Source organism: Ilumatobacter sp. (assembly GCF_030065885.1).
Classification (GTDB): Bacteria; Actinomycetota; Acidimicrobiia; order Acidimicrobiales; family Ilumatobacteraceae; genus Ilumatobacter.
Genome location: NZ_JASJCS010000072.1, coordinates 1 through 21575, shown reverse-complemented (window position 1 = coordinate 21575; position 21575 = coordinate 1). Strand labels below are relative to the sequence as shown.

Annotated in this window: 20 protein-coding genes and 1 pseudogene; 7 read left to right on the top strand and 14 right to left on the bottom strand. The window is 69.6% G+C overall.

Annotation, left to right across the window (positions count from 1 at the left end):
- Positions 1-203 precede the first annotated feature (203 nt).
- Entirely contained in the window at positions 204-1502 is a 1299-nt protein-coding gene (locus QNJ12_RS15285; protein WP_300623815.1) for a DUF445 domain-containing protein, read from the top strand.
- A 52-nt stretch (positions 1503-1554) separates the two neighbouring features.
- On the opposite strand, the gene QNJ12_RS15280 is transcribed toward QNJ12_RS15285, so the two are convergent.
- The gene (locus QNJ12_RS15280; RefSeq protein ID WP_300623814.1) at positions 1555-2130 is read right to left on the bottom strand and encodes a TetR/AcrR family transcriptional regulator; all 576 of its coding nucleotides are present in this window, start codon (positions 2128-2130) and stop codon (positions 1555-1557) included.
- A 66-nt stretch (positions 2131-2196) separates the two neighbouring features.
- Here QNJ12_RS15280 and QNJ12_RS15275 point away from each other — a divergent pair, with 66 nt between their 5' ends.
- A complete protein-coding gene (locus QNJ12_RS15275) occupies positions 2197-2805 on the top strand; it encodes a hypothetical protein (protein ID WP_300623813.1) in 609 nt (202 codons plus the stop codon).
- The gene (locus QNJ12_RS15270; RefSeq protein ID WP_300623811.1) at positions 2802-3512 is read left to right on the top strand and encodes a molybdopterin-dependent oxidoreductase; all 711 of its coding nucleotides are present in this window, start codon (positions 2802-2804) and stop codon (positions 3510-3512) included. Before QNJ12_RS15275 ends, QNJ12_RS15270 begins: the two co-directional genes overlap by 4 nt.
- Before the next feature lie 74 nt (positions 3513-3586).
- On the opposite strand, the gene QNJ12_RS15265 is transcribed toward QNJ12_RS15270, so the two are convergent.
- The 4 genes from QNJ12_RS15265 to dapA form a co-directional block, all read right to left on the bottom strand.
- Positions 3587-6109, bottom strand: coding sequence for a DNA translocase FtsK (locus QNJ12_RS15265; RefSeq protein ID WP_300623809.1), 2523 nt, complete (start codon positions 6107-6109; stop codon positions 3587-3589).
- Positions 6110-6176: 67 nt separating this feature from the next.
- Positions 6177-6707 carry a hypothetical protein gene (locus QNJ12_RS15260; protein ID WP_300623807.1) on the bottom strand — a complete coding sequence of 177 codons (531 nt, stop codon included), beginning with the start codon at positions 6705-6707 and terminating at the stop codon, positions 6177-6179.
- A complete protein-coding gene (locus QNJ12_RS15255; protein WP_300623805.1) occupies positions 6704-8410 on the bottom strand; it encodes a ribonuclease J in 1707 nt (568 codons plus the stop codon). The genes QNJ12_RS15260 and QNJ12_RS15255 overlap by 4 nt, the downstream gene beginning before the upstream one ends.
- Positions 8403-9293, bottom strand: a complete 891-nt coding sequence (dapA, locus tag QNJ12_RS15250; protein ID WP_300623804.1) for a 4-hydroxy-tetrahydrodipicolinate synthase — start codon at positions 9291-9293, stop codon at positions 8403-8405. Before dapA ends, QNJ12_RS15255 begins: the two co-directional genes overlap by 8 nt.
- A gap of 226 nt (positions 9294-9519) precedes the next feature.
- Between dapA and QNJ12_RS15245 the strand changes: the two genes are divergently transcribed.
- The gene (locus QNJ12_RS15245; protein ID WP_300623803.1) at positions 9520-10869 is read left to right on the top strand and encodes a glutamine synthetase family protein; all 1350 of its coding nucleotides are present in this window, start codon (positions 9520-9522) and stop codon (positions 10867-10869) included.
- 6 nt (positions 10870-10875) lie between these two features.
- The gene (locus QNJ12_RS15240) at positions 10876-11652 is read left to right on the top strand and encodes a glucose 1-dehydrogenase (RefSeq protein WP_300623801.1); all 777 of its coding nucleotides are present in this window, start codon (positions 10876-10878) and stop codon (positions 11650-11652) included.
- A 53-nt stretch (positions 11653-11705) separates the two neighbouring features.
- Here QNJ12_RS15240 and QNJ12_RS15235 read toward each other — a convergent pair whose 3' ends face one another.
- The 8 genes from QNJ12_RS15235 to QNJ12_RS15200 form a co-directional block, all read right to left on the bottom strand.
- Positions 11706-12491: a methyltransferase domain-containing protein gene (locus tag QNJ12_RS15235; RefSeq protein WP_300623799.1), complete on the bottom strand. Its 786-nt coding sequence runs from the start codon at positions 12489-12491 to the stop codon at positions 11706-11708.
- Positions 12492-12529: 38 nt separating this feature from the next.
- The gene (locus tag QNJ12_RS15230) at positions 12530-13393 is read right to left on the bottom strand and encodes a hypothetical protein (RefSeq protein ID WP_300623797.1); all 864 of its coding nucleotides are present in this window, start codon (positions 13391-13393) and stop codon (positions 12530-12532) included.
- 120 nt (positions 13394-13513) lie between these two features.
- A complete protein-coding gene (locus QNJ12_RS15225) occupies positions 13514-14692 on the bottom strand; it encodes a ferritin-like domain-containing protein (protein WP_300623795.1) in 1179 nt (392 codons plus the stop codon).
- Positions 14693-14723: 31 nt separating this feature from the next.
- Complete coding sequence (locus QNJ12_RS15220; RefSeq protein ID WP_300623793.1) at positions 14724-15302, bottom strand: TetR/AcrR family transcriptional regulator; 579 nt, start codon at positions 15300-15302, stop codon at positions 14724-14726.
- A gap of 117 nt (positions 15303-15419) precedes the next feature.
- Complete coding sequence (locus tag QNJ12_RS15215; protein ID WP_300623791.1) at positions 15420-16313, bottom strand: DUF1996 domain-containing protein; 894 nt, start codon at positions 16311-16313, stop codon at positions 15420-15422.
- Positions 16285-17793, bottom strand: coding sequence for a right-handed parallel beta-helix repeat-containing protein (locus tag QNJ12_RS15210; RefSeq protein ID WP_300623789.1), 1509 nt, complete (start codon positions 17791-17793; stop codon positions 16285-16287). Before QNJ12_RS15210 ends, QNJ12_RS15215 begins: the two co-directional genes overlap by 29 nt.
- Before the next feature lie 193 nt (positions 17794-17986).
- Positions 17987-18472, bottom strand: coding sequence for a plastocyanin/azurin family copper-binding protein (locus QNJ12_RS15205; RefSeq protein ID WP_300623787.1), 486 nt, complete (start codon positions 18470-18472; stop codon positions 17987-17989).
- A complete protein-coding gene (locus QNJ12_RS15200) occupies positions 18469-20097 on the bottom strand; it encodes a long-chain fatty acid--CoA ligase (protein WP_300623785.1) in 1629 nt (542 codons plus the stop codon). The genes QNJ12_RS15205 and QNJ12_RS15200 overlap by 4 nt, the downstream gene beginning before the upstream one ends.
- 82 nt (positions 20098-20179) lie before the next feature.
- Here QNJ12_RS15200 and QNJ12_RS15195 point away from each other — a divergent pair, with 82 nt between their 5' ends.
- Both QNJ12_RS15195 and tpx read left to right on the top strand, forming a co-directional pair.
- The gene (locus tag QNJ12_RS15195; RefSeq protein ID WP_300623783.1) at positions 20180-20824 is read left to right on the top strand and encodes a hypothetical protein; all 645 of its coding nucleotides are present in this window, start codon (positions 20180-20182) and stop codon (positions 20822-20824) included.
- A 68-nt stretch (positions 20825-20892) separates the two neighbouring features.
- A complete protein-coding gene (tpx, locus tag QNJ12_RS15190; RefSeq protein WP_300623781.1) occupies positions 20893-21390 on the top strand; it encodes a thiol peroxidase in 498 nt (165 codons plus the stop codon).
- A gap of 68 nt (positions 21391-21458) precedes the next feature.
- Here tpx and QNJ12_RS23760 read toward each other — a convergent pair.
- A pseudogene (locus QNJ12_RS23760) lies at positions 21459-21575 on the bottom strand (4-hydroxy-tetrahydrodipicolinate reductase); the annotation flags it as partial.

Sequence of the window (21575 nt, the reverse complement as noted above, 5' to 3'; positions counted from 1 at the left end):
CGCCGCACCTTAACGGTGCGGTCCGCCGCACCTTGACCGTGCGGTCCGCCGCACCTTAACGGTGCGGTCCGCCGCACCTTGACCGTGCGGTCCGCCGCACCGTGACCGTGCGGTCCGCCGCACCGTGACGGTGCGTCCCAGCGCCCGGCATCTGCGGTGCTCGGTCTCGTCGCGCCGGTAACGTCGCTGCGATGCAGGGGCCGATGACGCACGAACCGGGGGTGCGACCCGCGCCCACCGAGCCGGCCTCGTCGATGCTGGCGCCTGGCGACGCGGATGCCGGGCGGCGCCGCAGCCTGCGGCGCATGAAGGCGGTTGCGCTCGGCCTCCTCGTCGCGGCGGCGATCGTGTACGTCGCCACCCGCCTCGCCGGCGGAGAGGGCTGGGTCGGCTGGGTGCAGGCCTTCGCCGAGGCAGCGATGGTCGGCGCGCTGGCCGACTGGTTCGCGGTGACCGCGCTGTTCCGCCACCCACTCGGCATCCCGATCCCCCACACCGCCATCATCCCGAAGCGAAAGGACCAGATCGGTCGCAGCCTCGGAGAGTTCGTCGAGGGCAACTTCCTGACCCACGAAGTGCTCGGCGAGCGCCTGCTGCACGCGCACGTCGGGCGACGACTGGGCGTCTGGCTCTCGCAGCCCGCGAACGCACACCGCGCCAGCGAGGCGCTCGGCGACGCACTCAAGGGCACGTTGGAGGTGCTCGACGACCGCGAGGTGCAACATGGCCTCGAGGGGGTGGTGCGGCGCCGGGTTCGCGCGACTCCGGCCGCCCCGCTCGTCGGCAGGGCGATCGACCTCTCGGTCGAGGGCGGCCACCACCAGCGCCTGCTCGACGCCGTGCTGGTCGGCCTCGGCGGCTTCCTCGAGGACAACCGGCTCACGTTCCGCAAGCGGCTCGACGAGGAGTCGCCGTGGTGGGTGCCCGAACCGATCGACGATCGCATCTTCGAGAAGATCTACGACGCGGTGGGTCGCTTCCTGGTCGACGTCGGGGGCGACCCCGAGCACGACGTCCGGCACTCGATCGACACGCGCGTGCTGGCGCTGTCCGAGCGCTTGAAGTCCGACCCCGACATGCTGTCGAAGGGCGAGGAGCTCAAGGAGGAGCTGCTCGACCATCCCGAGTTCCGCGCCTGGGTCGAGTCCCTCTGGCTCGGCGCCAAGCAGGGCTTGATCGACGCAGCCGACGATCCGGCCAGCGAGTTCCGCCGACGCGCCGCCGCCAGCCTGCAACGACTCGGCGAGCGCCTCGCGGTCGAGCCCGAGCTGCAGCACAAGGTCGACGACTGGGTCGAGCGGTCCGCGCTCTACGTCATCGAGCACTACCGGAGCGAGGTGAGCGATCTCATCGCCACCACCGTCGAGCGATGGGACGGCGAGTCGACGGCCCGCAAGATGGAGCTGCAGGTCGGCCGCGACCTCCAGTTCATCCGCATCAACGGCACCCTGGTCGGCGGCCTCGCCGGCCTGGTCATCCACGCCGTCGGCGAGCTCCTCTGACGTCGCATGTCGGGCATGTCACGTTGTGTCTGACACAACGTGAAACGTCGCATCAGGTCGGCCAGATGGGCCGCAGCCGGGTGATGACCACGTCGATCATCGCCGCGACCGAGAGGCCCCCGCCCGACGCCGCCCAACGGCGCATGACCGCGTCGATCGCGCCCATGTACGCACCGGCGATCACGTCGGCCTCGGTGTCATCGAGCGCTGGCTCCGCCCCCGTCACGAGCGACGCGAACCGACGGATCCACGCCTCGTTCGCCGTCGCCGCCACGGCGAGCACCGGCGAGTCGGCGAGCGCCCCGTACGCGACGAGCACGTCCTCCCGCGTCGCATCGATGTACTCCGCGACCGCCCGGCAGCATGCCTCGACGACCGCCCCGGCGGGTTCACCTTCCATCGCAGCGGCACACTCGTCCCACACGGTCACCCAGCCGCCGACGAGCTCGAGGATGATGTCGTCCTTGCCGGCGAAGCGCCGGTACACGGTTCGCCGCGAGACGCCGGACGCCTCGGCGATCTGCTCCATCGTGACCGCGCCGAAGCCGTGGGCCCGGAACAGCCGGAGGGCGGCGTCGACGATCGCGGCCTTCGTCTGTGCATGCCGCTGCGTGCGGAGATCGGTCACACGAGCAGCGTACCGTGACACCTGACACATTGCGCCATCTTGGCACATTGTGCCAGAATGCTGACCATGACGCCGCCCGCCACCACGAGCCGCTTGCCGGCGAACCTCGACGAACTCCTCCCCGATGCCCGCTACTCAGAGCGCCATCGACTGGTCGTCGACGCACCGATCGATCGGGTCTGGCGCGAGTGTCTCGACGTCCGCCCGAGCGACATCGCGGTGCTGGGACCGCTGCTCGCGCTCCGCAAGCTGCCGGCGCACCTGCGTCGCCGTGGGAACGAGCCGGTGGGCCGGGACGGCAGGTCGCTGCTCGACGTGTTCGAGCGCGAGGGTTTCGTGTCCCTCCGGCGCGACGAGCGACCGCACGACGGCACGGCGTCGGTCGTCATGGGTGCAGCCGGTCGCTTCTGGTCGCCGTCGAGCAACCAGCCGATCCCCTTCCCGGACGCCGACGCGTTCGTCTCCTTCGACGAGCCCGGCAACGCGAAGACCGCCTTCTCGCTGGTCGCGACGGCGCGGGACGGCCGCACCGAGGTGGTCACTCGAACGGTGGTCGACGGCACCGATGCGCGGGCGAGGCGACGGTTCGGCGCCTACTGGGCACTGATCAGGCTGCCGAGCGGGCTGATCCGTCGCAGCTGGCTCGCCGCGATCCGCCGGCGAGCGACGGCGTGAACGCGCCGACGTACCGCGCGCTGCGCCCGCGCCGTGCAGCCGGCCTCCCGCCGGGTCAGCGAGAGCTCGCGTCGATGCCGCGCTTCGCCGACGACCCTCGCCGTCCACCACCGCCCCGCCGGGTCAGCCCGACCTTGCGGCTCGAGCTCCCCGACGTCAGCGTGATCGAGGTCGCCGAGCTCACGGGTCGCCACCACCTCACGGCAGACTTCCACTGCGTGACGACGTGGTCCGTTCGCGGCCTCACCTGGTCGGGCACGCTCCTCACCACGGTCGTCGCCGAGGCCCTTGGCAGCACGGGCCTCGACGGCCTGCCCCCGTTCGCGATCGCAGAGGGTTCCGACGGCTACCGAGCGGTCTTCTCGACCGACGACGTGCGACGTGACGACGTGCTGCTGGCCACGCATCTCGATGGACGGGCGCTCGACGATCGGCACGGCGCGCCGCTGCGCCTCGTGACGCCGAGGCAGTACGGCTACAAGAACGTCAAGCACCTCGCCACACTTCGATTCGTCGAGGACCGACTGCGGTCGACGCTCGGCCCCAAGGAACACCTCCGCGCCCGGGTCGACCTGGAGGAACGCCACGCTCGGCTGCCCAACTGGATGCTCAGACGCCCCTACCGCGCCCTCGTGCCGATCACGGCGATCCTTGCTGAACGGGCGGCCGAACGCGCGGCATCGCACGCCGAGAACCCCAGGCGCTGACAGCGCCGCGTTTCACGTTGTGTCAGGCGCTGACAGCGCCGCGTTTCACGTTGTGTCTGACACATCGTCAAATGTCAGAGCTTGCCGGACTGCTGGAGGAGCTCGAACTCCTCGACCGTCATCAGCACCTCGCGGGCCTTCGAGCCCTCGCTCGGACCGACCACGCCGCGCTGCTCGAGCAGGTCCATGATGCGGCCGGCGCGGGCGAAGCCGACCTTGAGCTTGCGCTGCAGCATCGATGTCGACCCGAGCTGGCTGCGCACGACGAGCTCCATCGCCTGGCGCATCATCACCGCATCCTCGTCCTCCTCGCCGGCCGAGAAGGCGTTGGCGTCCGAGGTCACGTCGAGGGCGTCGTCGCCGATCGCCATCTGGGCCGCAGCAGGCGCCGGCGACGCGCCCGTGTCGTCGCCTTCGACGTTGGTGGTGTACACCGGCTCGGGGGCTTGCTGGCGCCAGTGGGCGACGACCTTGCGGACCTCTTCCTCGCTCACGAACGAGCCCTGGATGCGGTTCGGCACCGACGAGTTGCCGGGGAGCAGCAGCATGTCGCCCTTGCCGACGAGCTTCTCGGCACCGGGCTGGTCGAGGATGACGCGCGAGTCGGTCAGCGACGACACCGCGAAGGCCATGCGGGCCGGCACGTTGGCCTTGATGACGCCGGTGATGACGTTGACCGAGGGTCGCTGCGTGGCGACGATCAGGTGGATGCCGACCGCACGCGCCTTCTGGGCGATCCGCGTGATCGACTCCTCGACGTCGCGGGCGGCGACCATCATGAGGTCGTTGAGCTCGTCGACGACGACGACGATGTAGGGCATGTGCTCGTAGGGCGACTCGGCGGGGTCGACGCCCGGTGGCGGCTCGATGTCGCCGCGGTCGAACGCCTGGTTGTAGCCGGTGATGTCGCGGAAGCCGACCTCGGACAGCACGTCGTACCGGCGTTCCATCTCCTTCACGGCCCAACCGAGCGCGTTGGCGGCCTTCTTCGGGTTGGTGACCGGCTGCGTGAGCAGGTGCGGCAAGCGCTGGTACTGGCCCATCTCGACCTGCTTCGGGTCGATCAGGATCAGGCGCACCTGGTCGGGCGTGGTGCGCATCAGGAGCGACGTGATGATGCAGTTGATACCGCTCGACTTGCCGGCGCCGGTGGCGCCGGCGATCAGCATGTGCGGCGTGGTCGAGATGTCGAGGAACACGGCCTTGCCGGCGATGTCCTTGCCGACCGCGACCTGGAGGGGGTGCGTCGCCTCACCCGCCTCGGGCGAGACCATCAGATCGCCGAGCGCGACGAGCTGGCGATGGTGGTTGGGCACCTCGACGCCGATCGCCGACCGGCCCGGGATCGGCGCGAGGATGCGCACGTCGACGGCGGCCATCGCGTACGCGATGTCCTTCTGGAGCGCGGTCAGCTTCGCGACCTTGACACCGGCACCGAGCTCGAGCTCGTAACGCGTGACCGTCGGCCCGACCGTCATGCCGATCAGCTCGGTCTCGACGCCGTGTGAGGCGAGCGACTCCTGCAGCGTCTGTCCGCGACGCTCGATCTCGGCCATGTTGATCGCCTGCTGGCCGGCCTGCTTGAGGTGGCTGAGCGGCGGCAGCACCCACTCGCCGACGTGCTCGCCGTCGATCGGCAGGACGGGCTGGTCGCCCACCGGCTTGCGCTTGCGGCGCTTGGTCGCCGGCTTGCGGGTGGCGAACAGGTCGTCGTCGTCAGCGGCGCCGTCGTACAGCGCGGGCGGCTCGCCGTGCAGGTCGGGCACGGCCGGCGCCTCGGCACCGTCGACGTCGTCGCCTCGCCGGCGGCGAGCCTCGTGGTCGCGCTCGCTGGTGAGCGTCGACAGATCGGAGATCGCCTTCTTCGCCGCACGTCCGAGTGGCCGGGCGACCGAACCGACCCCGCGGCCGGTGTGCATCGCCATCGTGCGCAGCGACGTCTGGGTGATCAGCAGGACGCCACCGAGGAAGAGCGCGACGAGGACGACGACCGCGCCGCCGGAAGCCACGAGGGCCCGCATCGGGCCCGCGATCGCCGCCCCGATCCAGCCTCCCGCCTCACCGATGGTGCGGACGCCCGGCTCGTCGTCGAGCGTGGTGAGCGAGTCGGGCGTGCGCACGATGTGCAACATGCCGAGCACCGCCGCGCTGATGAGGCCCCAGCCGATCACCAGCCGCGTCGGGCTGGACGACTGCCCCTTCTTGACCAGCGCGACACCCGAGGAGACCAGTACCACGGGGAGCGCGAACCGGCCGAGGCCGAGGAACCACCCGACGAACGCCTCGACGCCTCGGCCGAGCGGGCCGGCGAGGTCGAAGTAGATGGCCAATCCGAGCAGCACGCCGAGGCCGAGCAGGACGAGACCGATGAACTCGTGCTCGCGGCCCTCGACGGCCTGACGGAGCTCGGCCGATGCCTGGTCGCGGCGCCGGGGCTGGCCGCGGGCGGGCGTGCCCGATCTGGGGGCACCGCCTCGGGCGGACGAGCCCCTCGAACCCTTCGGCGGTGTCTGGTCGCGGACCGAGCCCTTCGGGCGCGCGCCGGCCCGAGGTGACCCCTTGCCGCGCGGCTTCTTCGATGCGCCCCAGGTGCTCATGGCGTCGACCACGGTACCAACGCCTGCTCGACGATCCGGGACATCCCGCGATCGGCCACGACCCGCGTCAGCCGGCCTGGGTGCCCAGGATCTCGCCGTCCGGGCCCAGCAGGACGAACAACGTGCCACCGGCGGCACTGCGGATCGACGCGTCGTAGATCACCGAACCGTCGGAGCTGCCGGCCTGGATGGCGAAGTCGACGATGTCGGGGTCGTCGAGCTCGGCTCGCATCTGCTCGAAGACCGCGTCCGGATCGAATTCGACCGCGGCGGCCGTGAACGTGAACCCGCTCGCAGCGCCGACGGCCTCGGGCGGCACGAATCCGTCGCCGCAGAGGGATCGTTCCGCCACGGTGCCGTCGGGCGACTCGGCAGCGACGATGACGCTCACGCCCTCGGCGGACGCGCTGATCTCGAAGTACTCCTGCGGGGTGCCGTAGGCGGCCTCGACCTCGGCCAGCGCGGCGTCGACCAGCGCGACCGCGTCGTCGACCCCGTCGACCGGTGATGCGCACGTGCTCCCGGTGTCGTCGTCACCACCGCATGCGGCAACCGCGGCCACCAGCGCGCACCAGGCGGTGAGCCGGTGCCGGCTCACGTCTCCATGACGACGGGGACGATCATCGGGCGGCGCTTGGTGCGCTCGTTGACGAACTTCCCGGCGGCCCGGCGCACGTCGCGCTCGAGGGCCTCGACGTCGCGCTCGCCGTGCTCGAGCGCCTGCTCGACAGCGGCCGACACCCGATCGCAGGCCTCGTCGAGCAGGTCCTCGGCCTCGGGGGCGTACACCCACCCGCGGGTGATGATGTCGGGGCCGGTCAGCACCTTGCCGGTCTGGATGTCGACGGTGACGACCACCACGACGACGCCCTCCTCCCCGAGCACCCGGCGATCGCGGATGACACCCTGGCCGACGTCGCCGACGATCCCGTCGACGTAGACGTACCCGGACGGCACCCGCCCGCTGTGTTCGAGACCATCGTCGCCGAGCTCGATGACGTCGCCGTCCTCGCACAGCACCACGTTGCGCCGCGGGATGCCCATCAGGTGGCCGAGGTTGGCGTTGGCGACCATGTGCCGGAACTCGCCGTGGATCGGCACGTACCACTCGGGCTTGACGAGCGACAGGTAGGTCTTGATCTCGTCGGCCTGGGCGTGACCGGTGGCGTGCACGTCGACGACGCCGGAGTGCACGACCTCGGCGCCGCGGCGCAGCAGGCCGTCGATCACCTTGTTGACGTTGCTCTCGTTGCCGGGGATCGCGTGGCTCGACAGGATGACGGTGTCGTGCTCGCCGAGCTTCACGAACTTGTTCTCGCCGCGGGCGAGCAGCGACAGCGCCGACATCGGTTCGCCCTGCGAGCCGGTCGAGATCACGCACACCTCGCCCGGCTCGTACCGGTCGATGTCCTCGATGTCGATCAGCGACGACTCCGGGATGTCGACGACCTGGAGATCGCGGCCCAGCCGGACGTTCTTCTTCATGCTCAACCCCAGCGTGGCGACCTTACGGCCGGCGTTGATCGCCGCATCGGCGATCTGCTGGATGCGGTGGAGATGGCTGGCGAAGCTGGCGGTGATGATGCGGCGGCCGCGGTGTTGGACGAACAGCGCGTCGAGGACCGCGCCGACGCTGGTCTCGCTCGGCGCGTAGCCGGGCTCTTCGGCGTTGGTCGAGTCGGCGAGCAGCAGCCGGACGCCCTTGCCGGCCGTGAGCTGGCCGATCCGGGCGAGGTCGGTTCGCCGCCCGTCGACCGGCGTGAGGTCGAGCTTCCAGTCCCCCGAATGGAGCACGATGCCCTGCGTGGTGTGCACGGCGATCGCATGCGCGTGCGGCACGGAGTGCGTGACCGGGATGAACTCGACGCCGAAGGGGCCCACCTCGACCCGCTCGTTGTCCTCGACGGGCACCATCGTGCAGCGCCCCAGCAGCCCGGCCTCCTCGATCCGGTTGCGGGCGAGGCCGAGGGTCAACCTGGCGCCGTAGATCGGCAGCGGCTCGTCGCGGAGATGGCCGATCCCGTCGTCGTCGCGCAGCAGGAACTGGATGCCGCCGACGTGGTCCTCGTGACCGTGTGTCGCGACGAGCGCGACGATGTCGTTGGCGTTGTCGCGCAGGTACGAGAAGTCGGGCAGCACGAGGTCGATGCCGTGCATGTCGGCATCGGGGAACATCAGACCGCAGTCGATGAGCACGATCGAGCGGTCCGCGCCGGAGCCCTGCTCGATCGCCATGCAGTTGCGGCCGATCTCACCGAGACCGCCGAGGAAGACGATCCGGATCGGACCACCCTCAGCCACGGGCGCTCACCAGGTTCGCCCAGACCTCGCGGGCGCGGGCCTCGAGCCCGGCCGGCGCCGGCCCGAGCGGCAACCGGCATTCGCCGACACCGAAGCCGAGCGTCCGCATCATCGCCTTGGTCGGGATCGGGTTGGGCGCGTCGTCGCCAGTCTCGAAGGCGAAGCTCTCGAGCAGGCGGCGATTCACGCGCTGCGCGGTGCCGATGTCGCCACGCTCCCACGCGTCGAACATCTCGACGTGGTCGGGGCCGGTCCAGTGGGTGGCGACGCCGACGACGCCGACCGCGCCGACGGACAGGAACGGCAGCGTGAGCTTGTCGTCGCCCGAGTAGAACTCGAAGTCGTCCGGCGTCGCCGCGATCACCCGGGCCGTCTCGGCCGGGTCGGACGCCGCGTCCTTGACGCCGACGATGTTCGGCACGTCGCGGGCCAGTCGGATCAGCACATCGCTCGAGACCTTGCGACCCGTGCGGATCGGGATGTCGTAGATCAGCTGCGGCAGGTCGCAGGCGTCGGCGATCGCCCTGAAGTGGGCCTCGATGCCCGTCTGGGACGGCCGGCTGTAGAAGGGGCACAGCGACAGGATCCCGTGCACGCCGAGCTTGGCCGCCTGCTGGCTGAGGTCGATCGCGTGGTGGGTGTTGTAGCCGACGGTGCCGGCGACGACCGGCACGTCGACCGCCTCGACCACCGCGGCGAACATGCCGAGCTTCTCGTCGTCGGTGAGCGTGGGCGACTCACCGGTGGTGCCGCACACGACCAGGCCGTCGTGGCCCTCCCCGACGAGGTGCCGGGCGAGCCGCTGCGCCTCGTCGTAGTCGACGGCGCCGGCAGCGTCGAACGGGGTGACCAACGCCGACAGGATTCGACCGAAGTGAGGCATCAGAACTGCTCCATGGTGATGAGGGACGGATGGCGTCGTGGGAATGCCCTGCCATCGTGCACCGCAGACGCGTCGCCCGACAACGAGGAAGTCGTTCCGCTCGTGGCCCGGTTTCGGCACAGCCGATCCGCCGAGAGCGAGACCAGGATCATGACAGAGCCGACTGTACCCGCCGCGCGCCGCCCGGCCCCGATGCCCGGGGATGCAGCGGCCTACAGTCGCAGCCATGACGATGACGGTCGACGACCTGCGCAGCGCGGTGGCCTCGGGCGACATCGCGACCGTGATCGTCGCCTTTACCGATGTCTACGGCCGGCTGCTGGGCAAGCGCTTCGACGCGGCCTTCTTCTGCGAGTCGATCGAGGACGGCACCCATGCGTGCGATTACCTGCTCACCGTCGACATGGAGATGGAGCCGACCGCCGGGTACCGGTTCGCGAGCTGGGATCAGGGATACGGCGACGTGCACCTCGCGCCCGACCTGACGACGTTGCGGCGGGCGGCGTGGACCGATCGCACTGCGATCGTGCTCTGCGACGTCGACACCGACGCTCACGAGCCGGTCGCAGTCGCCCCGCGATCGATCCTCCGCCGACAGATGCAGCGGCTCGCCGAACGCGGCCTCGTGGCCCGGGCGGCGTCCGAGCTCGAGTTCTTCATCTTCGACGACACGTACCGGGAGGCCCACGCCAAGGGATACGCCGATCTTCAGTCGGCCGGTTGGTACATCGAGGACTACCACCTCTTGCAGGGCAGCCGGGTCGAGCCCTTCATCGGAGCCGCCCGCGCCTCGCTGGCGGCATCGGGCATCCCCGTCGAGACCTCGAAGGGCGAGTGGGGTCGCGGGCAGCACGAGATCAACATCCGCTACGCCGACGTGCTCGAGATGGCCGACCGTCACGCGATCATGAAGCACGCAATGAAGGAGCTCGCCGACGCGATGGGTCTGAGCGTGACGTTCATGGCCAAGCCCACGTCGGAGGAGGCGGGCAGCAGCAACCACATCCATCTCAGCCTCTGGGACGCCGAGGCCGACACCAACGCCTTCGACGCCGCGGGATCCGAGAGCGACCTGTTCCGCTGGTTCCTCGCCGGCTGGGTGAGATACGTCCCCGATCTGATGGCCTGCTATGCGCCGACGGTGAACTCCTACAAGCGCTACCTCGACGCGTCCTGGGCCCCGACCCGCATCGCATGGTCGCGCGACAACCGCACGGCCGGATTCCGCGTCGTCGGGTCCGGCCCCGGCCTGCGCATCGAGAATCGGATACCCGGAGCCGACTGCAACCCCTATCTGGCCTACGCGGCCTCGATCGCCGCCGGCCTCGCCGGCATCGAGCAGCAGCTCGAACCGCCGCCCGCAGTCGAGGGCGACGCATACGGGGCGACCGGTCTCGAACACGTCCCCCGCACCCTCGACGAGGCCGCCGCCAACTTCAGGGCCAGCGATCTCGCTCGCTCGGCGTTCGGTGACGACGTCGTCGACCATTACGCCCACTTCCACGACGTCGAGGTCGCCGCATGCCGTGCGGCCGTGACCGACTGGGAACGAGCCCGCTACTTCGAACGGATCTGAGCCGGCATGCGACTCGAGGGCAAGGTGGCCGTGATCACCGGAACGGCGAGCGGCATCGGACGGGCTGCGTCGCTCCGGTTCGCCGACGAAGGCGCATCGATCGTGGGTGCCGACATCACCGAGCAGTCGAACCACGCCACCGAGCAGCTGGTGCAAGACGCCGGCGGCAAGATGATCGGCACGACGGTCGACGTGACCGACGACGCGTCGGTGGCGGCGATGTTCGGGCTGGCCGAGCGGGAGTTCGGGCGCGTCGACGTCGTCTTCAACAACGCCGGCGTGATGCTGCCGGGCGACCACGACGCGCTGACCACGCCGGACGACGTGATCGACCGCACCCTCGAGATCAACGTGAAGGGCGTGATCCACGGTTGTCGCCACGGCGTTCCGGCGCTGCGACGAGCGGGCGGCGGATCGATCATCAACACGGCGTCGTTCGTCGCATCGGTGGGCGCGGCCACGCCGCAGATCGCCTACACGGCCTCGAAGGGCGCGGTGCTCGCATTGACCCGGGAGTTGGCCGTGATCCACGCGCGCGAAGGGATCCGCGTCAACGCGCTGTCACCGGGTCCGCTCGCCACCGAGATGCTGATGTCCTATCTCGACACGCCCGAGAAGCGCCGGCGGCGGCTCGTGCACGTGCCGATGGGGCGGTTCGGCGACCCCGCCGAGATGGCCAACGCGGCGCTGTTCCTCGCGAGCGACGAGTCGAGCTACATGACCGGCTCGAACCTGCTGGTCGACGGTGGCCTCACCGCCGCATACGTCACTCCGGAGGAGTGACGCCGGCACGCCGGAGGAGTGACGCCGGCACGCCGGAGTGATCGGGCGTCAGCTCAGCCGTGCATGCGACCCCACATCAGGATCCGCTTGAACGTGAAGAAGTACGGTTCGGCGAGCCCGAGACGTGCCACCACTTCCTCGCGGTACGCGTCGACGAACGGATCGTGCATCTCGGGCGGCAGCCGCTTGAAGAACCGCATCAGCGAGGTTCCCTTCGTCCACTCGACGACGGCCTCGGCCGACTGCATCACGTGCGGGTAGACCTGCAGGCGCACGTGCGGTTCCGCGAGGCCGAGCTCGTGGAGCACGGTTGCGTAGCGCTCGGGTGCCAGCACGTTCGCAGCGACCGGATCGGGCGGCGGTTCCCCGCCGAACGCGGAGGCGAACGGCTCCTGCGACGCCACGTGCGCGCTGGCGAGGTACGACGGATGGTCGTGATTGGCGGGCACCTGGATCGCGAGCTGGCCCTCGGGCGCGAGGGCACCGACCCACCGCTCGAGCACGGCCACGTGATCGGGGACCCAGTGCAGCGCGGCGTTGGCGAGCACCAGGTCGTGGTCGGCATCGCTCGTCCAGCGGGCGATGTCGCCGTACACGAAGCTCACGGCGACCCGGCCGTGCTGCGATGCGGCCTCGAGCATGGCCGGCGAGTTGTCGATGCCCGTCAGGTGGTGGATGCCGAGCCGGTCGGCGACCGCCACCGTCATGTCGCCCGATCCGCATCCGAGGTCGACGGCGCGTTCGATCGCACCGCGATGCACGAGCTCGACCAGATCCCAGAACGGCTGGGCGCGCTGCTCCTTGAACCGGTCGTACTGATCCGGGTCCCAATCGGCCATGCCGGCACCGTAGCACGAACTTGTCTGCAACTTGTCTTTCAAAGCCGGCCCGGATACTCGTACCACTCGCCTGCGATGTGGTCGATGTCGTCGCCCTCCGGCCGGCCGTCGGGACACCGTGCGATCCAGCGGTCGTCGAGCTCGTGGAACCCCGTGATGCGGAACGCCTGGTCGCAACCCGGCAGGCGGCCACGGTTGCGCACGACGAAGCTGCCGATCTCGGTCCGCGCCTCGAACCGCTCGCCGGCGCTCAACCGGTCGGCAAAGGCGTCGAACTCGTCGAGCGACCGCTCGAAGCGGATCGAGAAGAACCCCGCCGTCCACACGAAGACGATGACGACCACCGAGACGACCGGCGCGATCGGCCAGATCACCCTGTGCCGCCGGGAGCTGGCACCGCTCGCCAGCGGCACGAACGCGTACAGCCAGAAGCACGCCAGGAACCACATCGCCAGGATCGGGTCGGGCGCCTTGCTCCCCGAGATGATCTCGGTCAGGCCGGCGACGACGACGCCTGCCGTGGCCACGTACGGCAGCAGCCGCCACCACCAACCGGTCCGCACGGGCGCTCCCGAATCGATCGCAACGCTCGCGACCCACGCACCGACCGCGACCACCGCGGCGACCAAGACCACCAGCCCCACCCAACGGGCGGTCACGTTGGACAGCACCGACGCCCCGAGCCCCAGCACTGCGGTGATGGGCAGCGCGGCGATCGCGACCATCGGCGCGAACGCTGCTGTCACCGCGATCAGGCGCTTGGTGCGAGCAGGATCGCGGGATCGGGCACGGCCACGCCGGTCGATCCAGATCGGGCGACGACGCCTCCGGTCCTGCTGGTCGCGCCGGTACCGATCGATGTACCGCTTGGCGACGTCCGACGGCGCGCCGTTCGACGGCATGACCAAACGCTAGTGGCGTGAGCCGATGCGACGACAGCGGCAGCGTCGCGCAGAGACGGCGAGCACGGAACGCGACGCCGATCCGGCTCGGCCGCTGCGGAGGCAGCGAGCCCGGTCGAGCTACTCGCCGGCGACCGGCGCGCCCTCGGCCTCGGCCGCGGCGTGAGCCTGGGCGACCGCGTCGGGCGCCTCGGCGTCGAGCTCGAACTTGATGTACTCCGAGCCGGTGTCCTCCCAGTCCTCGAACTGGATGACCTGCATCTCCTCGAAGCGGCGACGCAGCCACTGGTCGTTCCGGTCGAGCAGACCCAGCTTCTTGCAGTTCGGCACGATCTTGCTGAACAGCATCTGCTGGAAGATGTCACGAGTCGGGTCGTTGAGGACGAGCGGCACCACGTCCTTGGGGTTGACCCCGTGCTTCTCCCAGACCTCCTGCTGGAGGAACCGGTCGCGCATCCGGATCGCTGCCTCGAAGGCGAACTCCTGGCGGTCCTTCATCTCGGCGTCGGTCATGCCGTCGTAGACCTCCTTGAGCGACAGCACGCCGAACGCGACGTGGCGGGCCTCGTCGCTCATCACGTAGCGCAGCAGCTTCTTGAGCAGCGGTTCCTCGGTCATCTGGTGCATGAACCCGAACGCCGCGAGCGCCAGCCCCTCGACCATGACCTGCATGCCGAGGTAGGTCATGTCCCACCGGCTGTCGTTGATGATGTCGTCGAGCAGCATGCGCAGGTGAGCGTTGACCTGGAATCCGCCATCGAGCTTCTCGTCGAGGTAGCGGGCGAACACCTCGACATGGCGGGCCTCGTCGACGACCTGGGTCGACGCGTACAGCTTGGCGTCGTACCAGGGCACGGTCTCGGTGATCTTCGCCGTACACAGCAGCGCGCCCTGCTCGCCGTGCAGGAACTGCGACAACGTCCAGCGGCGCGAGTCGATGCCGAAGTCCAACCACTCCTTCTCGCCCCACTTCTGGACCACCGTGCCGTCGTAGTGGTCCGGCGTCAGACCCGACTGCACCGCCGCCTGGTCGGCGGACACGACCTGCTCGAGGTCGACCTCGGTGTCCCAGTCGAGGTCGGTCGTGGCGTTCCACTGACCGGTCTTCGCCTTCTCGTAGAGCTTGCGGAGCTGCGGCCGTGCGAGCGAGTAGTCCCACGTGAAGATCGCATCGGCGTTGTCCTTGACGATGTGCTCGACCTCGTCGACATCGGTGTTGCTCACCGAGAGGATCGCCTCGATGTTGTTGATGTCATCGCGGCCGATGATCTCTTCGTTGCTGGAATGCGTCACGGACATGTTCGGTGCTCCTGGTGGGTGGGTTCGGGGTCTAGATGGTCGGGGTGGCTGGGGCGAGGACGTCGATGACCTGGCGCAGGAACGCCCTGGCCGAGGCCTCGTCGCCGAGATCGAGATCGGTGCTCGGGGCGAGGAAGTACGAGATGGTGAGTCGGGCGAGGACGTCGATGAGCCGCCGTGCGGCCTCGTCGGGCAGGTAGTGGGCGACCATCGGCGTCAGGGTGATGTTGGCCATGCGGATGATGCGCGGCAGCCCCTCGACGGTGAGCTGACCGAGCGTCTCGCCCGGCTCGCTGGCGAGCATGAGCGCCAGGTGCTCGTCGGCGCGCAGCTCGTTCGTGGCGGTGACGACCGAGCCGACCACCAGGTCCTCCAGGTTGTCGGCATCGGCGACGGCGTCGGTCAGCGCGGCGAAGAACTCGTCGAGCTCGCGCACGCGCAACGCCTCGAACAGCACGTCCTTGCCGCCCGGGAACAGTCGGTAGAGCGTCGCCCGCGAGACACCGCTGGTGCGGGCGATGTCGTCGATCGTGACCTTCTGGACGCCCCAGCGCTCACAGCACTGCTTGGCGGCGTCGAGGATCCGCGCCTCGGCGTCGTTCGGCCCCATCCGTGAGACACTAAGACAGAATCCGTCTCACCGTCAAGGGTGTCGGCGCGTCATGCCGGTGGCTGCGCGGTCGGTGCCCACGCCTGCGGTCGCGCGCCGACCAGCGGCGGTGACTCGTCAGCCGGTCAGACCGCAGACGAGGTCGCGGTTGATGCAGGCCGCGACCTCGTTCGCGAGCTTCGCCTGATCCCACGCGTTCCAGAAGTCGGCATGTCCGGTCAAGATGTCGCCGGACGAGAGCGCGAGACCATCGGGTGTCACGGGCGGGTAGTCGATCGCGAACTGGAGTTGCGGGATGTGCACCGGGTGCGTAGCGGGGCATTCCCCGCCCGAGCTGTAGACGGCGTGGCGGGCGGCCGGGTCGAAGTAGTCGGACGACGTGAGATCGGTGCCGTTCCAGCAGTCGGGGTACGTGACCAGCATGCGGAGCGTGTCCTCGCAGTCGGGCGGCCGCACGCTGCGCTCGGCGCCGACGCCACACGACCACGCCACGACCGAGGTGGGCTGCGGTTCGAGCGCCCGCTGGTCGCCGGCGACCAGCATCAGCCCCGGCGGGTACGGCTCGACCGCCGCCGGGTCGACGCCCGGGCCGGCGCGGTAGTACGCGACCGACCCGAGCGGTTCGATGACGGCCTGGTCGCCGTCGATGAGCGCCGGAGCCCAGTACGAGGCGGTGTCGAGCCGTTGCTCGCACGTGGTCTCGCCGTCGACGAGCTCTTCGTAGGTCGAGTCGGCCCTCAGGCCGGTGGCGCCGAAGAACTGGTGGAGGTGGCTCATGTCGTCCATCCCCGGGTGCACGATCGGGTCGACCGGCGCGATGTGGCTCAGGTCGCACTCGACCACGAACTGACCCACGTCGCCCTGCGGTCCGGTGATCGTCCGATCGGGCGCGGCGAACGCCGGCACCACCGGTGACGGCTCGTCCGCGCTCCCCGACCCACAGGCCGCGAGCAGGACGAGGGCGCCGAGCGCCGCGTGACCGCTACGGAAGCTCGGGCACCGTGATCGCATCGAGATCGACCGGGAACGGGACGTCGGTGGCCGGCCGCGCGGGGGCGTTCTCGGGGTCCGGCATGTTCTCGTGAGGACCGAGCTCGGGCAGGGGTGCCTCCTGCCAGGGCACCTCGGGAGGGAGCGAGGCCTGCTCGCCGATCCACCGTGCGACTTCCAGGTCGCCGGCGGCCCAGTCGCCGTCGATGCCCTCACCCTCGCAAGGGGCGAGGTTCTCGACATCGAGCGGCGCCGAGGTGGAGAAGTCGTTGCCGCCGAAGCAGTTGCCGAACGTGGAGATGTCGCTCCCGACCGACGCAACCGCGAGATCGGCCTCGCCGCTGTTGGTGACGACGTTCAGCGTGACCTGGTTCTCGAAGGAGTCCCAGAGCAGGGAGTCGTCCGGCACGACGAACTCGAGGTTGCGCGACTCGTCGCAGGTGAGCTCCCATTCATCGCGGGTCGGGAGGTCGTCGTTGGCGTTCTCCTCCAAGAACGGCACGAGGCCGATGCCGGTGCGGAAGTGGTCGTCGACGCGATTGCGTTCGATCCGGTTGCGGATGCCGCCCGCGATGAGGATGCCGTTGCCCTGGGCCAGCAGTGCCACGTCGATCGCCGAGGTGTCGGACTGGTTGTTGTCGTACACGAGGTTGCCGATGATGGTCGTGTCGCGCTCGGGATAGCACAGCTCGTAGCTGCCGCTGTTCGGCACGATGCCCACCCGGTTGTTGTGCCACACCGAGTTGACGATCAGCAGGTTGCCGCCCGAGTTCGTGCCCGAGTACCCGAGGCCGTTGTGCGACGAGACCACGTCGGTGATCACGGCATCGCAGGGGTAGCACTGCCCGATGTACACGCCGGCGTCGCGGCTGCCGATCGTGTGCGAGTGCTCGATCTGACCCTGCACCGAGTCGAACGCGTAGATGCCGTAGTCGCCGGTGCGGTACGTCGTGATGTACGAGGCCCGGTACCCCGTCGACGCGATCCAGAAGACGCCGTTGTTCGTGTAGTTCGTCGTGGTCAGGTTCTCGACGGCCACGCCGTCGGCCCCGAGGATCCGGATCGCGTTGTCGAGCTCGAGCCGGCCGTCGAGCACCACGCCGTCTCGGTCGGTGCCGCGGATCGTGATCTCGTCGGTGACGACGTCGACCGCCTCGTTGTACGTGCCCGGCGAGATCAGCACGAGGTCACCCGGCTGGGCGGCATCGACGGCCGCCTGGATGCTGTCGAAGTCGTCCGGGACGCGGTGGACGCCGTCGCCCGCGGGCGCCGCGGTCGTGCCCGGCGGGTCGGTCGCGGGCGGGTCGCTCGCCGGCGGATCGGTCGCCGGCGGATCGGTGTCCGGCGGGTCGGTGTCCGGCGGGTCGGTCACGACGGTGGCGCCGTCGTCGGCCCCGGCGGCGTCGTCGTCGACACCGGCGGTGTCGTTCGCCGGGTCGTTGCTGCCGCACGCGGCGGCGAGCGAGGCCGCGATCAACACGGCGACGAAGCGATGGTTCACGATGACTCCCCCTTGGATTCCCAGCGTTCTTAGTCCACCGGCACGGGTCGAGCGCTCATCCGGCGTCCACCCGCACAGCCGACCAGAGCCAACGGCGCGGTGTCCGACCCCCAGCGGTGAGGCGTCGACGGATGTCCCGCTACTCGAGCGCCGACGAGTCTTCGCCGTCAGGCGGAGACTCGATTCTCCAGCGCTAGCTGGAGACGACGATGACAGTGCCGATCATGCCCACGTCCTCGGTGCCGTGGATCGAACAGAAGTAGCGGAACTCGCCGGGTTCGGTGAACACGTGGGCGTAGACGTCGCCGGGCTGGAAGTCGTCGACCTCGACGCCCCAGCCGTCACCCTCGACGCGGAGCACGTTGTGCTCGTTCATGCCACGGTTCTCCCACAGGACCTCGTCCCCGACACTGATCTCGACGATCTCGGGCCGGAACGTGTTGTCGAGTGCGATCACCGGGACCACGAGGCCGGTGGGCTCGACGACGGGCGTCTCCGAGGTCGTGCCCGCCCCTGGGTCGGAGGACGCGGCGGCCGCCGCGGACTCCTGGCTCGCCCGGAATTCGGCGGCCAGCTGCTCGGCCCGCCGCTGCCGGTACGCGTGATCGTTGCCGTCATCGGCGCACGCAAGGCCGAGCAGCACGACGAGCGCGAGGACGCTGCCGACCGCACGGGTCACGTCGCAGGAAGCTCGTAGTCGGCGAAGCGGTCGCGCAGCGTCTTCTTCGAGAACTTGCCGACGCTCGTCTTGGGCACCTCGTCGATGAAGACCACGTCGTCGGGGAGCTGCCACTTGGCGACCTTGTCGGCGAGATAGGCGACGATCTCGTCCTTCGTGACCTCCTCCCCCGCCGCCGGCACGACGCATGCCAGCGGGCGTTCGGACCAGCGCGGATGTGGCACGCCGATGACGGCGGCCTCGGCGATCTTCGGATGTGCCATCAGCTCGTTCTCGAGCTCGACCGAGGAGATCCACTCACCACCGGACTTGATGAGGTCCTTCGTGCGGTCGACCAGCCGGATCCGGCCACGCGGATCGACGGTCGCGACATCCCCGGTGCGGAGCCATCCGTCGTCGGTGAAGCTGTCGCCGGCTCGCGGATCGTTGTAGTACGTCGCCGCGATCCAGTTGCCGCGGCACTGCAGCTCACCGCTGCTCTCGCCGTCCCACGGCACCGAGGCCTGCGTGTCGGGTTCGACCACGCGCATCTCGACTCCGAACGCGATCCGGCCCACCATCGTGCGCAGCTCGGCCTGGTCGTCGACCGGCAGGCTCGCCTCGTCGACGTCGAGGTGGCACACCGCCGCGATCGGGCTGGTCTCGGTCATGCCCCACGCCTGCAGGATCGGCTTGCCGAGCTGTTCGCGGTAGCCCTCCGACAGCGCCTTCGGCACCGCCGAGCCACCACACGGGATCGCTCGGAGGGCTGACGTGTCGCGGCCCTCGAGCTCGGGCAGCACCTGCATCCAGATCGTCGGCACACCGGCCGCGACGGTGACGCGTTCGTCGACGATGAGATCGGCGAGCGCCCTGCCCGACAGATCGGGACCGGGCATCACGAGCGAGGCACCCGATGCGACGGCGGCGTGCGCGAGCCCCCAGGCGTTGGCGTGGAACATCGGGACCACGGGCATGATCACGTCGGCTTCCCGCGCGCCGAGGTTGTCGACCGTCATCGCTCCGAAGGTGTGGAGGAACGTGCTGCGATGGCTGTAGAGCACGCCCTTCGGGTTGCCGGTGGTGCCGCTCGTGTAACACATGCTCGCCGCGCGGTGTTCGTCGTCGACGCCGAAGTCGACGGGCGATGCGTCGGCGAGCAACGACTCGTAGTCGAGCAGCTCGTGTCCCGCGAGGTCGGCAGGAACGTCACCGGCGCCGTCGTCCATGAGCACAAGGTGCCGCAGGTTCTCGAACGTCGGCAGCAGCGGCGCCAACAGCGGCAGCAACGACCGGTCGACGAAGATCACCTCGTCGTCGGCATGGTTGACGATGTAGGTCAGCTGGTCGGGGAACAGCCGGATGTTGAGCGTGTGCAGCACACGACCCGTGCACGGGGCGGCGAAGTACAGCTCGAGATGCCGGGCGGTGTTCCAGGCGAACGTCGCCACCCTGCCCGAGTCGGAGACACCGAGCGCGTCGAGGACGCCCCCGAGCCGCCGCGTCCGTTCGGCCCACGTGGCGTAGTCCGTGCGCTCGCGCCCCGACGGCGTGGCGGTCACGATCGGCTTGTGCCCGTGGTACCGCTCGGCCCGGTCGAACAGGTGCGTGATCGTGAGCGGGACGTCCTGCATCAATCCGTGCATGGCGGCAGACGGTAGTGGGCCGGCGCCTGCGGACGCCCAGCGTGCGGTTCGGTGGACGCACAGAGCCGGTAACGTCCGCTCGGTGACCGAGCACGCGGCGCCCGAGGTCCTGGGACACTCACGCCCGCGCTGGGCGCCGCTCCCGCTCGCGGCGTTCGTCGGCCTCGTGGTCTGCACCAACATCGCCGGCGTCACCTGGGCGAAGTTGCTCGAGTCGAGCCCCGAGCAGCTGCTGCTGCTGTCGAGCCGCAACCGCTACCTCGCGCTCGCGCTCGGCGCCGACATCTCGCTGATCTCGTATTGGATCATCGGGCCGCTCCGCATCGCTGCAGCCTTCGTCGTGTGCCATCTGATCGGGCGCGCGTACTCCGACGAAGCCTTGCGTTGGTTCATCAAATACCTCGGCGTGACGCCTGAGGCGCTCGATCAGTTCAACCGGGGGTTCGGGCGCGCCGAGTGGGTCGTGATCCCGTTCTTCGCGGGCAGCAACCTCGTGGCCGCGCTCAGCGGCATCCACCGCACGTCGTGGCAACGGCTGGCGCTGTTCCTGGCGGTCGGCATCGGTGCGCGACTGGCGCTGATCTGGTGGCTCGCCAACATCTTCGAGGAGCAGCTCACCGACTTCCTCTCCTGGCTGCAGCGGTACTCGTGGTGGGCGGTCGGCATCTCGCTCGTGCTCGTCGTGCTGATCAACATGCGCAACTTCCGGCGCGGCGCCGCCCGCTGATCGCTGCGGACTGCGCCTCCGGCGGCGCTGAGTTCGCCCGTGCGGGCCATCGCTGCTAGGAACTGCGCATGGCTCAAGTGACCCTTCGCGGCAACCCCTTCAGCACGTCCGGCGAGCTGCCGACAGTCGGCAGCTCGGCACCCGGGTTCTCACTGGTCGGCAGCGATCTCTCAGAGATCACCGGCGAGTCGTTGGCCGGCAAGAAGGTCGTGCTGAACATCTTCCCGAGCATCGACACGCCCACCTGCGCGACCAGCGTCCGCACGTTCAACGAGCGCGCCGCGGATCGCGACGACGCGGTCGTGCTGTGCGTCTCGGAGGATCTGCCGTTCGCTGCCGGTCGGTTCTGCGGCGCCGAGGGGATCGAGAACGTGAAGACCGGCTCTGCGTTCCGCGGCGACTTCGCCGAGGCATACGGCGTCAAGCTTGAAGACGGCCCGCTCGCCGGGCTGATGGCCCGCGCCGTGGTGGTCGTCGACGAGTCCGGCAACGTCGTTCATACGCAGCTCGTGGGCGAGATCGGCGACGAACCCGACTACGACGCCGCGCTCGCCGCGCTGGGATAGGCCCTGATCGGGCGGCGCGACTCGATCAACCAGCGGGATGAGAGGGATGCGACGAGAGCTGCCGCGCCTCAGAGCCCGAGGTAGTCGTCGAGGCCCACCGTGAGACCGGGGTGATCGGCGATGCGCTTGCAGGCCAGGATCACGCCCGGCATGAAGCTCGACCGGTCGTAGCTGTCCTGGCGGAT

Coding starts and splice junctions, on each gene's coding strand:
- tpx (WP_300623781.1), top strand. CDS start 20,893: ATGGCTCAAGTGACCCTTCGCGGCAACCCCTTCAGCACGTCCGGCGAG.
- QNJ12_RS15285 (WP_300623815.1), top strand. CDS start 204: ATGACGCACGAACCGGGGGTGCGACCCGCGCCCACCGAGCCGGCCTCG.
- QNJ12_RS15235 (WP_300623799.1), bottom strand. CDS start 12,491: ATGGCCGATTGGGACCCGGATCAGTACGACCGGTTCAAGGAGCAGCGC.
- QNJ12_RS15215 (WP_300623791.1), bottom strand. CDS start 16,313: ATGCGATCACGGTGCCCGAGCTTCCGTAGCGGTCACGCGGCGCTCGGC.
- QNJ12_RS15245 (WP_300623803.1), top strand. CDS start 9,520: ATGACGATGACGGTCGACGACCTGCGCAGCGCGGTGGCCTCGGGCGAC.
- QNJ12_RS15220 (WP_300623793.1), bottom strand. CDS start 15,302: ATGGGGCCGAACGACGCCGAGGCGCGGATCCTCGACGCCGCCAAGCAG.
- QNJ12_RS15265 (WP_300623809.1), bottom strand. CDS start 6,109: ATGAGCACCTGGGGCGCATCGAAGAAGCCGCGCGGCAAGGGGTCACCT.
- QNJ12_RS15275 (WP_300623813.1), top strand. CDS start 2,197: ATGACGCCGCCCGCCACCACGAGCCGCTTGCCGGCGAACCTCGACGAA.
- QNJ12_RS15200 (WP_300623785.1), bottom strand. CDS start 20,097: ATGCACGGATTGATGCAGGACGTCCCGCTCACGATCACGCACCTGTTC.
- QNJ12_RS15240 (WP_300623801.1), top strand. CDS start 10,876: ATGCGACTCGAGGGCAAGGTGGCCGTGATCACCGGAACGGCGAGCGGC.
- QNJ12_RS15225 (WP_300623795.1), bottom strand. CDS start 14,692: ATGTCCGTGACGCATTCCAGCAACGAAGAGATCATCGGCCGCGATGAC.
- dapA (WP_300623804.1), bottom strand. CDS start 9,293: ATGCCTCACTTCGGTCGAATCCTGTCGGCGTTGGTCACCCCGTTCGAC.
- QNJ12_RS15230 (WP_300623797.1), bottom strand. CDS start 13,393: ATGCCGTCGAACGGCGCGCCGTCGGACGTCGCCAAGCGGTACATCGAT.